The 13,366-nt window shown below is 68.3% G+C and carries 12 protein-coding genes; 4 read left to right on the top strand and 8 right to left on the bottom strand.

What is annotated here, in order from left to right; all coding sequences use genetic code 11:
- Window positions 1–145: 145 nt before the first annotated feature.
- Entirely contained in the window at window positions 146–1,243 is a 1,098-nt protein-coding gene (locus tag ABQJ56_RS04850) for a GGDEF domain-containing protein (protein ID WP_367843858.1), read from the bottom strand.
- Window positions 1,244–1,519: 276 nt separating this feature from the next.
- On the opposite strand from ABQJ56_RS04850, the gene ABQJ56_RS04855 reads away from it, so the two are divergent.
- On the top strand, window positions 1,520–3,604 hold the full coding sequence (locus ABQJ56_RS04855; RefSeq protein WP_367843859.1) for a beta-L-arabinofuranosidase domain-containing protein: 2,085 nt from the start codon (window positions 1,520–1,522) through the stop codon (window positions 3,602–3,604).
- 66 nt (window positions 3,605–3,670) lie between these two features.
- On the opposite strand, the gene ABQJ56_RS04860 is transcribed toward ABQJ56_RS04855, so the two are convergent.
- Entirely contained in the window at window positions 3,671–4,339 is a 669-nt protein-coding gene (locus ABQJ56_RS04860) for a glutathione S-transferase family protein (protein WP_367843860.1), read from the bottom strand.
- 376 nt (window positions 4,340–4,715) lie between these two features.
- Between ABQJ56_RS04860 and ABQJ56_RS04865 the strand changes: the two genes are divergently transcribed.
- Window positions 4,716–5,630 (top strand): hypothetical protein, encoded by a 915-nt coding sequence (locus ABQJ56_RS04865; RefSeq protein WP_367843861.1) that lies wholly within the window; start codon window positions 4,716–4,718, stop codon window positions 5,628–5,630.
- A 45-nt stretch (window positions 5,631–5,675) separates the two neighbouring features.
- On the opposite strand, the gene ABQJ56_RS04870 is transcribed toward ABQJ56_RS04865, so the two are convergent.
- Window positions 5,676–5,801, bottom strand: coding sequence for a hypothetical protein (locus ABQJ56_RS04870; RefSeq protein ID WP_367843862.1), 126 nt, complete (start codon window positions 5,799–5,801; stop codon window positions 5,676–5,678).
- 72 nt (window positions 5,802–5,873) lie between these two features.
- On the opposite strand from ABQJ56_RS04870, the gene ABQJ56_RS04875 reads away from it, so the two are divergent.
- Window positions 5,874–6,836 carry a hypothetical protein gene (locus ABQJ56_RS04875; protein ID WP_367843863.1) on the top strand — a complete coding sequence of 321 codons (963 nt, stop codon included), beginning with the start codon at window positions 5,874–5,876 and terminating at the stop codon, window positions 6,834–6,836.
- A 191-nt stretch (window positions 6,837–7,027) separates the two neighbouring features.
- On the opposite strand, the gene ABQJ56_RS04880 is transcribed toward ABQJ56_RS04875, so the two are convergent.
- The 4 genes from ABQJ56_RS04880 to ABQJ56_RS04895 form a co-directional block, all read right to left on the bottom strand.
- Window positions 7,028–8,521, bottom strand: coding sequence for an ABC transporter permease/substrate-binding protein (locus ABQJ56_RS04880; protein ID WP_367843864.1), 1,494 nt, complete (start codon window positions 8,519–8,521; stop codon window positions 7,028–7,030).
- Window positions 8,518–9,267, bottom strand: coding sequence for an ATP-binding cassette domain-containing protein (locus ABQJ56_RS04885; RefSeq protein ID WP_367843865.1), 750 nt, complete (start codon window positions 9,265–9,267; stop codon window positions 8,518–8,520). Before ABQJ56_RS04885 ends, ABQJ56_RS04880 begins: the two co-directional genes overlap by 4 nt.
- A gap of 7 nt (window positions 9,268–9,274) precedes the next feature.
- Window positions 9,275–10,057: a class I SAM-dependent DNA methyltransferase gene (locus tag ABQJ56_RS04890; protein WP_367843866.1), complete on the bottom strand. Its 783-nt coding sequence runs from the start codon at window positions 10,055–10,057 to the stop codon at window positions 9,275–9,277.
- Between the two features lie 420 nt (window positions 10,058–10,477).
- Window positions 10,478–11,701: an MFS transporter gene (locus ABQJ56_RS04895; RefSeq protein ID WP_367843867.1), complete on the bottom strand. Its 1,224-nt coding sequence runs from the start codon at window positions 11,699–11,701 to the stop codon at window positions 10,478–10,480.
- Between the two features lie 278 nt (window positions 11,702–11,979).
- Here ABQJ56_RS04895 and ABQJ56_RS04900 point away from each other — a divergent pair, with 278 nt between their 5' ends.
- Window positions 11,980–12,585 carry an IS110 family transposase gene (locus ABQJ56_RS04900; protein WP_367843868.1) on the top strand — a complete coding sequence of 202 codons (606 nt, stop codon included), beginning with the start codon at window positions 11,980–11,982 and terminating at the stop codon, window positions 12,583–12,585.
- Here ABQJ56_RS04900 and ABQJ56_RS04905 read toward each other — a convergent pair.
- Window positions 12,479–13,312, bottom strand: coding sequence for an arginase family protein (locus ABQJ56_RS04905; RefSeq protein ID WP_367843869.1), 834 nt, complete (start codon window positions 13,310–13,312; stop codon window positions 12,479–12,481). The genes ABQJ56_RS04900 and ABQJ56_RS04905 overlap by 107 nt on opposite strands.
- Window positions 13,313–13,366 lie beyond the last annotated feature (54 nt).

Raw genomic sequence — 13,366 nt, forward strand, 5'->3', positions numbered from 1 at the left:
CAGTTCTCCCCGTCGGATCGCGCAGGTTATGTGGGGGCGGGACCTGGCCCGCCCCGGATCGCACCACGCTGGCGCATGGATCGCAGGCGCCAGCGGGCGATCCTCGCCAACGACGAATGGGGAGGCGGGAAATCGACACGCCGGGTCAGCCTGGCGCATGCACAGCCGCAGTGGTCGGGCCGGCCACCAGCACCACGCGATTGCCACCCTGCTCCTTGGCCGCGTACAGCGCGCGGTCGACCCGCTGCAACACGCTGTCGAAGTCGTCCGCGCCGTCGATCATCGTGGCGCCGAACGAGGCGGTGACCTGCAGCACCGGTGCCACCGCCAGCCGCGCGATCGCCATCTGCAGGCGCTCCGCCACCATGTGCAGGCCGGCGGCGTCGATGCCCGGCACGATCACCAGGAATTCCTCGCCGCCCCAGCGCGAGATGCATTCGTCCGCGCGCAGCAGCGCCTTGCAGCGTCCGGCGACCGCCTGCAGTACCCGGTCGCCGACCGGGTGGCCGTAGGTGTCGTTGATCGCCTTGAAATGGTCCATGTCCAGCATGATCAGGCCGGCGGCATGCGCGTCGTCGAACAAGTCCCCGAGCACGCGCTCGCCCAGGCGGCGGTTGTGGATGCCGGTGAGCGGGTCGCGATGCAGCATGACCTCTATCCGTGCGCGCTCGGACGCCATTCGCCGGATCGTGCCGGCCAGCCCGCGCTGCACCGGCAACAGCACCACCACCATGATGCTGACCGGCCCGTACGCCATCACCAGGTCGATGCCGCGCGGCATCCACATCTCGCGCGGATGAAGCGCCAGGTAGACCAGCACCGGCAGCGCGACCAGCAGCCAGCAAAGCAGCGCCAGCACGAAGGCCCGGCGGCCGGGGATGAAGATCATCACCATCACCAGCAGCATCACGAACAGCGACGGCACCGGCGGCAGCACGTCGATCAGCCGTACGCCTGGCGTGGACGCCGCATGCAGGGTGTAGAACCAGGCCGGGGCGATCAACGCCAGGGCCGCGACGACCAGCGCCACCCGCACGATGGCCTGCAACCACCATGGGCGCCGCATCAGGGCGACGATCAGGCCGCCGAAGATCGCGCTGGCGGCGGGAGGCACGATCAGGTCCATCGTGCGATGGACCGGGCCGAGCCAGTGGATCAGCGTGGCGCAGATGCCCGCCAGCAGCCCCACCCACAACATGACCAGAACGGCCACGCGGACGTAACTGTCTTCGGACTCTTGCATGGGTATCGCCAGGCACCCGCGAGGCTGGATGGCCAGTGTAACGCCCCATCTGACGGGGCCGCCCCACAAGCCGCCGCGTCGCGCGGCGGCGCCACGCCAGGATCGAAAACGCCTGGGCCTGCCCCCCGTCCTTGTTCTTGAATCCAAAGAGGGTCAAGGGAGTCGATAGAGGCATTTGTCGTACTATTATCGCTCCGTCGCCAGGCGCCCGATGGCCATGGCATGTGCTCCGCTCCTGCCCCGGCAGGGGCGTCGAACCCGGCACGGAGACGATGCATGACCCAGCATGACCCGTTCCAAGGCAGGCGCGATTTCCTGCGCGCATCCGGCGCGCTGGGGCTGGCGGCGATGATGCCCGGCGCGGTGCATGCCGCCCGCTCCGATGCCGGGCTTGCATCGCCGGGCGATGCCGGCGCCGCTTCGGGCACGCCCGTGCCGTCACGTGCGCCCCTGGCCCCGCAGCCTTTCCGGCGCTTGCCCGCGGGCGCCATCCGGCCGGCGGGCTGGCTGCGCCGCCAGTTGGAGATCCAGGCGTCAGGACTCGGCGGCCACCTGGACGAAACCTGGGCCGACGTCGGCCCGGACAGCGGCTGGCTCGGCGGCAGCGGCGAATCCTGGGAACGCGGCCCGTACTTCCTGGACGGGCTGCTGCCGCTGGCCTGGCAGCTGGACTCGGCGCCGCTGAAGGCGAAGGCGCAGCGCTTCATCGACTGGACGCTGGAGCATCCCTGGCCGAACGGCATGTTCGGTCCGCGCAGCAACGACGACTGGTGGCCGCGCATGGTCATGCTCAAGGTGCTCACGCAGTACCACGAGCTGAGCGGCGACGCGCGGGTGATCCCGCTGATGACGAACTACTTCGCCTACCAGTTGGGCGCGCTGCCGGCGCGGCCGCTGCGCGACTGGGGCCGGTCGCGCTGGCAGGACGAGCTGCTCTCGGTGCTGTGGCTGTACGAGCGCACCGGCGACCCGCGCCTGCTGCAGCTCGCCGCCCTGCTGCACCGGCAGGGTTTCGACTGGCAGGCCATGTTCGCCGACTTCCCGTTCAGGCAGAAGGTCGACGTGGCCGCACTCAAGGCGAAGGGAGGCGGCGACGACGTCTTCATGAAAGACCTCGGCCAGCGCGTGCACGGCGTCAACATCGCCATGTCGATCAAGTCCTCGCCCGTGTGGTCGCTGGTGTCGGGCAGCGCGCGGGACCGCGATGCCGTGCATCACCAGCTGCGGATGCTCGACACCTGGCACGGCCTGCCGAACGGCATGTTCTCGGCCGACGAGCATCTGGCCGGCCGCAATCCCTCGCAGGGCACCGAACTGTGCACGGTGGTGGAGACGATGTTCTCGCTGGAGGTGGCGCTGGCCATCACCGGCGACCCGGCCCTGGCCGACCGGCTGGAGACGATCGCCTACAACGCGCTGCCGGGCACCTTCACCGACGACATGTGGGCGCACCAGTACGACCAGGAACCCAACCAGGTGGAATCCAGCCTGCACCGGCGCCCGTGGACCAGCAACGGTCCGGAGGCCAACCTGTTCGGGCTGGAGCCCCACTTCGGCTGCTGCACCGCCAACTTCCACCAGGGCTGGCCCAAGCTCGTGCAGAGCCTGTGGATGGCGACCGCGGACGGCGGCATCGCGGCGATGGTCTACGCGCCCTGCACCGTGCAGACCGTGGTACAGGGCGTGCCGCTGCGGATCGAGCAAAGCACCGACTACCCGTTCCGTTCGCACGTGGAGATCGTGCTGCATCCGGCGCGGCCCGCCACCTTCGCGTTGAAGCTGCGCATCCCCGGCTGGGCCAGCGGATCGACGCTGAGCGTGAACGGCCACGCGCAGGCCTCGGAACGGGCCGGGCGTTTCGTGACCCTGCAGCGCGAGTGGCGGCCGGGCGACACGATATCCCTGGGCTTCGCCAGCGCGCCGACGATGGTGCCCGGCTTCAACGACTCGGTCAGCGTGCGCGACGGCGCGCTGGTGTTCGCGCTGCCGATCGCCGAATCCTGGATCAAGTGGCGCCAGCGCGGCCTCACCGCCGACTGGCAGGTCTACCCGGCCTCGCGCTGGAACATGGGCCTGCCGGAGAACGCGGTCTTCCGCCGCACCGAGCAGCCGGTCGGCCCGGTGCCGTTCTCGCGCCACCAGCCGCCGGTGACGCTCAGCGTGGAAGGCCGCGCCGTGGCCAGCTGGAAGGCGGAAGAAGGCGCCGCCGACCCGGTGCCGCGGCGGCCGCAGGCCGAGGCCAGCGACGCGCCGCAGATGCTCACCCTGCTGCCCTACGCGGCGCCCAAGCTGCGCATCACGGCCTTCCCGCTGCTGGCGCCGGGCAGCGACGCGCATCCCAGGGACGACCACGTGGGTTGAGGACCGCAACGACCTCCATCCGGTTCGCACGCAAGCGCATGGGCGAGCCCGATCCCGTTGCTGCGATCAGCCCAGCGCGTAGGGCCCGCCGCGCTCCAGCGCGCGACGATACGCGGGCCGCTGCCGTATACGCTCCACGAACGCGGCGACATGCGGCAGCCGGTCGCCCAGGCCGCTGCGCGCCATCGCCACCTCCATCGGAAAGCTCATCTGGATGTCGGCCGCACTGAAGCCGCCGCCCACGAACCACCCCGTCTGCGCCAGCTCGTTGTCGACGTACTCCAGGTGCAAGGCCAGCTGCGGATCGACGAAGCCCGACTGCAACTTGCCGGCGATCTTTCGCGCAATCGGTCGGGCGAAGAACGGCATCGGCGCCGCAGCGATGCGTGCGGCCACCAGCTTGAGCAACAGCGGCGGCATGGCCGAGCCCTCGGCATAATGCAGCCAGTAGTTGAAGCGCAACCTCTCCGGCAGGCCACGCAGCGGCGCCAGCCGCCCGGTGTCGTGGCGGTCGATCAGGTATTCGACGATCGCTCCCGATTCCGCGATCACCTGCCCCTCATCCTCGATCACCGGCGACTTGCCCAGCGGATGGATCGCCCGCAGCTGCGGCGGCGCCAGCATGGTCTTCGGATCACGCCGGTACTTGCGGATCTGGTAGGGAACGTCCAATTCCTCCAGCAGCCAGAGCACGCGCTGGGAGCGGGAATCGTTGAGGTGGTGGACGGTCAGCATGGCACGTCGCCGGCGAAGGGGATGCCGGAGGCTAGCATGGTGGTTGGCAAGCATAGAGACAGCGGCAGAGGTAGACACCGGCCGCCGAATCCGGCCTCGTGCCGCCGGTTCACCACGCCAGACCGTGCCGGCAGGGAACCCTTGATGAAAGAACCTGTCTACCGGGGCTGGCCGCAACACGCGCTGACGGTATGCGTAAGTTTGCGCGGGTAATGGGCTTGAACGAGGCCGTGTCATCGAACGTTCCGGGCAGGGCCGACATCAACGGGAGGGAGACCGCGCGCGTGGTCTGGCATGGCTCGATGGCGAAACGCGCGCGACCCTGGGTCACAGGCGCTGGCTGCAGCCAGCGCTGACGCGCCGGGCGCAGGTGCTCGTGCTGGCCTTGGTATTGGCACTGCACGCGGTGTTCCTGCTGATGCTGTGGCATGCGATGCAGTCCAAGCCGCAGCATCTGGCGGGAGTGCCTGTCGACAACGATCAGGTGCTGGTCGTGCGTCTGCTGGATGACTCCGGCACGCCACGCACCCCGCCACCGCCGGCGCCACCCGCCCTGCCCAGGTTGGCGCCCCCACGCGTTCGCCCCGTGCCGCACGAGCAGCCGCGTCGCGACGCGATGGTCGTGCAGGATCATGAAGCCGCACCTGCCCCGGCGGCCTCCGCGGCCACGCCGGCCGCCAGCAGTGTGTTCGCCAAGGATGGCTCGATACGGCTGCCGCCCTCGCTGACGGACATCCCGGTCACGGCAGGCACCCAGGCCAAACCGGCCAAGCCAGCGGACGATAGCCGGATCATGCAGCACGACAGCAACCACATGCACTACAAGCCCACGCGTTTCGACAAATATTTCCCGCCGCCGAACGAGACGGCCGGCGGTGCGGTGGGCCGCCACATAGGCGATGCGATCAAGGCGATCGCCAAAAGCATGTGCGACCCCAAAAAGAGGAGCACCGCTTCCAACCTGCTGTGCGGCGTGCCCCCCATACCACCGTCGCCCAAGGAGGGCGACGAGCGCCTCAACCTGCCACCGCCGCCGCTGGCCGCCGATCCGCATCCGCCCACACCACCGCCGCTATCGACCTGCATCGCCGAGTACAACGACACCAAGCCACTGTCGTACGGCTGCCCGGTCAACACGCCTGAGCTGGCCTTCCAGGCCGAGATGCGTGTATGCATCGACCTGTACCGTGCGGGCAAGCGCCTCAAGACCTGGTGCCCGGCCGACACGCCCGAGCGCGCAGCCGCCGAGTCGGCCACCCCAGCGGCCACCTCGAGCACGGGTTCGCCCTGAGCCCTGTGTTCGACTTCCTCCCTCGCGGTTTCCCTCTGTTCTTGTTCAGAACCGCTGTTCGTCGACCTGATCGAGGATGTCCCGCACGGCAAGGGCCGCGTTGAAGATGACCTCCCCCAGCGTCGACACGCTCCCGGGATGCAAGGCCTCCGCACTGCAGATCGTGACCATGTCTCCATTGGCAGTGATCGTCCTGGGCAGACTGTCGGTCAGGTCGATGGTGGCCCCAGAAACAGGGCGATCGTGCGTTATGGCATGCTCTGCCGGCGCGGCATGGGGATGCCGATCATCGGGGGAAGCGACAGCATGGCGACACGATCGAGGGGAGCGGGTGCCGGCTTCGGCTGGCTGACGAACGGCATCCGCGTGGGCTTCGAGCGCCCAAAACTGTTGTTCGGTGGAGCCGCCTTGCTGGTGGTGGCCTGCCTGTTGCCATCGCTGATTACCGTGCCGATGCAAATCTATGCGGCGAAGGCAGGCACGCCGCCGAGCGCAGCAACCTCGCTCACGACCATGGCGATCTCCTTGCTGTACGCGCTACTGATCATTCCGCTCTACGCGGGCTACCTGCAGTTGGTCAGCGCTGCCGAAAGACAACAGCCGGCCCGTGTATCCGACATCTTCATGCCCTATCGACAAGGCGAAGCATGGCGACTGATCGGACTCGGGCTGGCGAACTTCGTGGTCTACATCGGCGGGATCGCCATCATCGTCCTGGCTGCAGGACGCGGCATCATCGGCTGGTACATGCAGGCGCTGGCGGCACAGGCCAGCCACCAGTTGCCGCCGGCGCTGCCCGGCAGCTTCTGGACCACCATGGCGCTGCTGATGGTGTTCGGCCTCTGGATGATGGGTTTCTACGCGATCAGCCTGGGCCAGGTCGCGCTGAACCGGCGCAGCGTGTTCGGCGCCATCGGCGACGGCATCGGCGGCGCGTTGAAGAACGTGCTGCCGCTGCTCGTGTTCGCCCTGAGCTCCCTCCTTGCCTGGATCGTCGCGATCATCGTCTTTTTGATCGTGGCGCTGCTGCTAGGCCTGATCGCCAGGCTCATCAGCCCCTGGCTGATGGTCGCGGTGCTCGTCCCGCTATACATCGGGTTGCTGCTGTTGATGTTCACCGTGATGTTCGGGGTGATGTATCACCTGTGGCGCGACGTGTGCGGCGACGACGTGGCGAACGCCATGCCCCCGCCGCTGGCCGCCTGATCCGTGTCACACCCAGTCGCGCAGAAGTGACTGCGGAAAAGGGGCGTGGCCCAACTGGCCACGCCCCTCTCGGCGAAACGGGACGTTCGAGCGCGGTTGCGCAGCCGCTTTCAGCAACACGAAACGGAGCCAATCATCCCGGCTTGGCCGACTTCCCCATTGGCATCCATCTTCTGCACAGGCAACGCCCATCACTGGCGCGCCTCCATCCGCATCCCCCGCGGCGTCAGCCCCCGCTCCACCGCTTCGAAGGCGCCCTGGACGGCGAGGGCGAGCACAGCGGCGGGGACGGCACCCTGCAGGATCAGGCCGATGTCGTCGAGGCGGATGCCGGTGAGGATGGGCTGGCCGTAGCCGCCAGCGCCGATCAGGGCGGCGAGGGTGGCGGTACCGACGTTGATCACCGCGGCGGTCTTGATGCCGGCCAGGATCGAGCGCGTGGCCAACGGCAGTTCCACCCGGCGCAGGCGCACGCCGCGGGGCAGGCCGAGCGCGGCGGCGGATTCGCGCAGGTCCGGCGGTATGCCGACCAGCCCGGCGTGCGTGTTGCGCACGATGGGCAGCAGGCTGTAGAGGAACAGCGCGGCGATCGCCGGCCAGGCGCCGATGCCGAACAGCGGGATCATGAACACGAACATGGCCAGCGAAGGCACGGTCTGCAGGATGCCGGTCAGCCCGATGACGATCTGGCCGAGCCGGCGGCGCTGGGCGGCAAGCACGCCCAGGGGAATGGCCAGCAGTACCGCCAGCCCCAGCGAGGCGACCACCAGTTCCACGTGCTCGATGCTGCGCTGGAGCAGGCGGCGCCAGATCCCGCTGCCGTCGGAGGCGTCCGCCGGAGTCAGGCCCAGGAAGTCGGCGGCCACGGCGCTTTCCGGCTTGCCCTGCAACTGGACGGCGGCGTTCATGCGGAGCATCGCCTGCTCGTCGATGCGGCCGGACAGCGCGCGCAGGGCGGCGACGAAGCGGGGCGCGCTCTTTTCCAGCGACAGCCGGTACAGGTAGACCGCGTCGTAGCGCGGAAAGTAGTGGCGGTCGTCGGCCAGGGTGCGCAGGTGGTAGTGGGCGATCTCGGCGTCGGTGCGGTACAGGTCGATGGCGTCGACCGCGCCGCTGGCCAGGGCGCGGTACGCCAGCGCGTGGTCCATGCCGCGCACCTGCGTCTGCGACAGGCCGTAGCGCTGGCGCAGGCCCGGCCAGCCATCGGCGCGGTTCATGAATTCGTTGGAGAAGCCGAAGCGCAGGCCGGGATGGGCGCGCAGGTCGGAGATGCGGCTTATGCCCAGTTTTCCGGCCTCGCTGGCACGCATGCCGATCGCATAGGTGTTGTTGAAGCCCAGCGGATCGGTGATGCCGATGCCCAGCGGCGCGAGCCGCGCGCGCAGCGCGGCGATGCCGGCGCCGGGGGGCACGTCCTTGAGCAGGTCGTGGGTGATGGTGCCGGTGTATTCGGGGTAGGCGTCGATGTCGCCTTCGCTCAAGGCGCGCCACAGGATGCGGGTGCCGCCGAGCTGGCGCTCGTGCACCACGTCGAGGCCGGCTGCGGCGGCGCCAGTCCTGGCCAGTTCGCCCAGGATCACCGACTCGGTGAACTGCTTGGAACCGATGCGCAGCGGCCGCGCCTGCGCCGGCAGGCACAGGCCGGCCCAGGCGAGCAGCAGCAGGGCGAGCGCGATGCGCCTCATCGCGACACCTCCGGCAGCGTGCGCTGGGCGTGCACGAAGCGCTGGACGAAATCGTCCGCGGGGCGGTCGCGCAGATCCTCGTAGCGGCCGTCCTGCACCACCTCGCCCTTGCGCAGCAGCACGAGCCGCTCGGCGAACCAGGCGGCTTCGGCAAGGTCGTGGGTGACCAGGATCACCGTCTTGCCCAGTTCGTTGAAGATGTGCCTCAGTTCTTCCTGCAGCTCGTGGCGCACGATGGGATCCAGCGCGCCCAGCGGTTCGTCCAGCAGCAGCGCGTCGGGATCGGGCATCAGGCCGCGCATCAGCGCCACGCGCTGGCGCTGGCCGCCGGAGAGCTCGGCCGGATAGCGCTGCAACGCGGCCAGCGGCAGGTGGGCCAGCGCGGCCAGCTCTTCGGCGCGGCGGCGGATACGCGTGGCATCCCAGCCGAGGTAGCGCGGCAGCAAGGCCAGGTTGCCCAGCGCGGTGAGATGCGGGAACAGGCCGCCTTCCTGGATCACGTAGCCCACCCGCCGGCGCAGTTGCAACACCTGATCGGGCCGCAGCGCGGCGCCGTCGACGCGCACCTCGCCGCGATCGGGCCAGTCCAGCCCCAGCAGCAGGCGCAGCGCGGTGGACTTGCCCGAGCCGCTGCTGCCGATCAGCGCGGTGGTGGTGCCGGCGGCAAAGTCCAGACTGACGTCGTTGAGCGCGGCGACCTTGCCGTAGCGCTTGCTGACCCGCTCGACGGCGAAGGCGATGCGCAAGCCTGGCTCAGAGCCCGGCAAGGCAGGCCTCGTCCAGGTTGCGGCACTTGCGGCCCACCGCCGCGTAGTAGTGCAGCGGGCGCCCCTCGATCGACAGCCGGTGGCGGTAGCGCTCCAGGCGGTGCAGGCGCAGGTAGTCGTCGTGGATCATGCGCTGGATCAACTGCGAGAAGCCGCTGGTGTCGCCGCGATCGAGGAAGGTCTCCTTGATGTTGAAAGCGATCCAGCCCTGCTCGGCGATCAGGTTGTAGGCAGCGCTGAAGGCGGCCACCGGAATGTCGCCGAAACCGATCGCGGCGACGCAGGTCATCGCGTCCAGGTTCCATTCGCCCAGCTCGCCCAGCGCCGGTTCGTCGTCGCGGGTCAGGTCGGCGATGTAATAGGCGTCATAGGCCTGGGGCCGGTCGCGCAGGGCGGCGGCACGCGCCTCGGGCAGGATGTCGACCCCGACCACGCGCGCGGCACCGCGCTGCAGCAGCAGTTCGCCGACCATGCCGTTGCCCGCGCCGAGGTCGAGCACGCGCAGGCGCGCCGGATCTTCGCCGGCATCGGTCACCACCTGCCGCAGCAAGCCGACCAGCCTGGTGGGAGAGGAGCACTGCAGGCGCTCGTAGAACAACTGCTCGTAGAGGCCGGGCCGGGCGTAGATGCCGACGTAGTCGTGGAAGCGGATGCGGGTGTCGCGTCCGTCTTCTTCGATGGTGAAAAAGGATTCCCCCTGTTCGAGCAGAGTCTGGTCGGCGGCGGGAAAACCGATCCGGTACCGGCGCAGCTTCGGTTCAACGGCCATGATCCCTCTCTGGTAGTCATGGAAGTCGCATCGAGACACTTTTCACGACATGGTCTTCGACCATACATCGAAACGGAATCAGGGTCACTTTCCGACAGCGTATCCGGGCCTCTGCCTACGCGCGAAAGCCGAAGCCCCGGCCGCGCGCGGAGAGCTGCGATGCGACCTCGCCACATGGCCCTGCCGCACATCGCGCAACGCGGCAACCACCGCCTGCCCTGCTTCCTCGACGGCGACCGGCGCCGCTACCCGTCTGCATGGCCATGCCCTGCTGGCAACCGGCTGCAATACCTGGATGTCGATGGACGACCACGTCCACCTGCTCGCCACTCCGCCCGCCACGGACGCCAGTGAACCGATCTCCGTTCCGTTCTCCTGTGCAGGCGTCACCGGCCTGCGCGGGAGTTGATCAGGGCATTCTTAGGTATCGCTGCCTGCTTTGGGGAGCATTTTGAATGCGGTTTGCGTGGTGCGCACCATCACGCGGAAATTCGCATCGGCCGACTGCTCGCGATGGAAGTGCCAGTGCCGGTAGGCCGCATAGGCAGCGAGCCCCAGTTGGGTCGCGGCGAACCAGCCGAACAGTGAATCGGGGCCGAGTACCGACATCAGCGCGCCGGCCGCCGTCGGGCCCACTGCCGAGCCGACGCCATAGATCAGCAACACGCTGCTGCTGGCCGATAGCAAAGCATCCGGCGGCAGGTGATCCACGAGATGCGCCACCACGATCGGATACACGGCGAAGGCCAGGCCGCCATAGAGAAAAATCAGCACCAGCATCGCGCCACGCCATGGCGCCAGCTGCAGTTGCAGCAGCGCCAGCACTGCGGCGAGCGTGCAAACCACGGCCAGGGCGATGCGTCGATCCTGCCGATCCGACCAGCGGCCGATGGGCCACTGCAGCGCCGCGCCGCCGAGAATCGCCACGCTCATGTAGGTACCCACCTGGGTCAGCTCAAAACCCACTTCGCGCGCGTACACCGGCAGCAGACCCCAGAAGGCGCCCATCGTCAGCCCGGACAACAACGCACCGGCGCCGGCCGTCGGTGCCAGCGCAAACAGGCGGCGCAGCTCCAGCCGGGGCGCCGACTGCGGCACGGGTTGCGCCTGGCGCGTAGTCACCACCGGCAGGGTCGCGGCACATACGAAAAGGGCCACCACCACATAAAGCACGAATGGCGCACCGGGAATCCACAGCAGCTGTTGCGCCAGGGCCAGCGCGCCCAGGTTCACCATCATGTAGATTGCGAACACGGTGCCGCGCCGGGCCGACTCGGTCTGCGCGTTGAGCCAGCTCTCGATGATGGCGTACAGCCCGACCAGCACGACTCCGGCCAACAGGCGCAACAGCAACCACAACCAGGGATTGGTGCTGAGCGCATGCAACAACACCACGCAGGCCACGCACGCCGTGCAAAAGGCGAAGGCGCGGATATGGCCGATCCGCTGGACCAACAGCGGCAGCGCAAGCGTCCCCACGAAGTAGCCGGCGTAATACGCCGAAGTCAGCGCGCCCAGCAGGATGGCCGAATAACCCAGCGCCCGGCCACGCAGCGGAATCAACGTGGTCAGCAGCCCGACGCCCAGCAACAGCAACGCCGTGCCGGCAAGCAGCGAGGTGATCGGGCGTAGATTGCGCAGCATGTCCGGTTCGTTCGCGTCGCCCACCCGGGCTTCGAAGACGGAAGTATTCCAGCCTGCCCAGCTAAACGAATGTGATGGCGGACCTGGCTGGTTTCCGTGCCAGGCCGACCGTATCACGCAGTCATGCTGCGCGGCACCGCTTGAGCACGCTGTCCAGCGCGATCCGATCTACTCACGGGGCCAGCTCAACCTGAAGACCCATGTCGTCGCCTCCTGCGCGTGGCGGTACGTTCGATGTCACCACAACGTCGGACGTCGCTTCGCGACAGGAGGCAGCCATGTCACTCCACGCAGCCATCGACCTGCATTCCAGCAACAGCGTGTTGGCCGTCATGGACGGCCAGGGCAAGCCGCTTTTGCAGCGTCGACGCCCCAATGACCTGAGTCGACTGCTGACCGACCTGGCACCGTTCCGCGACGAGCTGACCGGCGTGGCGGTGGAATCCACCGACAACTGGTACTGGCTGGTCGACGGGCCGATGGACCGCGGCTACATCGTGCATCCGGTCAACACCACGGCGATTCCGCAATACGACGACCTCAAGCTCGGCAACGACTACACCGATGCCCTGCACCTCGCACAACGGATGCGGTTGGGCCTGTTGGCGGAGGGCTGCATCCTTGGCGCCGCAGGAAACACCGCGGCGGGTGGTCGCGGCAAGACGGGTAGATGCTCCTCGTCACGAACGGGGAAGAGCACCTACGCGTCTGTTGACTCCAACGGCGACGTGGTGCCCCCCGGCGGCGAAATGGTGACACCTTTTCTCATGCGAACGGCTACGAATGCACTTGTTCCTGCCTTGTTGCAGCGGCGCCGCACAGCCGGTCGAGGAAGCGACTGCCCTCCTGCGCGGCGCGTTCGTCGGCAGGCGCGAACTCGGTGATCGTCAGGCCGACCAGATCCGCGGCGGCCGCATTGCGCACCAGAGCAAGCCCGGCCTCGAAGGACAGCCTGCCATCGGGATAGGCGACGTGCGGAAATTCGGCCGGGTCTAGCGAGTCCAGATCGAAATGAATGTGGACAGGCCCGGGGATGGCCAGTCCGGCGAGGCATCGCGCCGGCTCCAGCCAGGCCAGGCCATGGGCCTGCTGGAACGCCCAGTCACCTTCGTCGCCCACATGCGCCGAGACATAACGGAATTGCGCCGGCGGCAGCGGCGTCGACAGCATCGCCTGCAGCTCGGCAGGAGCCGAGCCCAGGATCGCGGCCACCGGCATGCCGTGGAAATTGCCACTGGGCGTCGTGTCGACCGTGTTCGCATCGAGATGTGCATCCACCCACATGACGGTCAGGTCCGGGTAGCGTCGATGCAGGTAATCGATGATGGCGATATCGCAGGCACAGTCCCCGCCGGCGGTCAGGATCCGCCCTGGCTGCCGCGCATCGAGGATCGCCTGGGCCGAACGAAACTGCTCGATGATCGCGGTCCAGCGCTGGATGCCTCCACGCGCCTCGCCTTCGCCGGCCTCCGGCACGCACACGAACGGCCCGTAGTTGCGGCATACCTCCGCCGCGGCCTTCGCGCCCCGGCGCAGATGCTGCGAGCGCCCCGACCCTTGCCATTGCGGGTAGGACAGCACCAGATCGAATGGACTATCGACAACTTGCACGATTTCGCTCCCGGGAACGTCGGAACAGGACGGGCCAACTGCCCGCCCTCGAAT

The sequence above is a fragment of the Rhodanobacter geophilus genome (assembly GCF_040812275.1).
GTDB classification, from domain to species: Bacteria; Pseudomonadota; Gammaproteobacteria; order Xanthomonadales; family Rhodanobacteraceae; genus Rhodanobacter_A; species Rhodanobacter_A geophilus.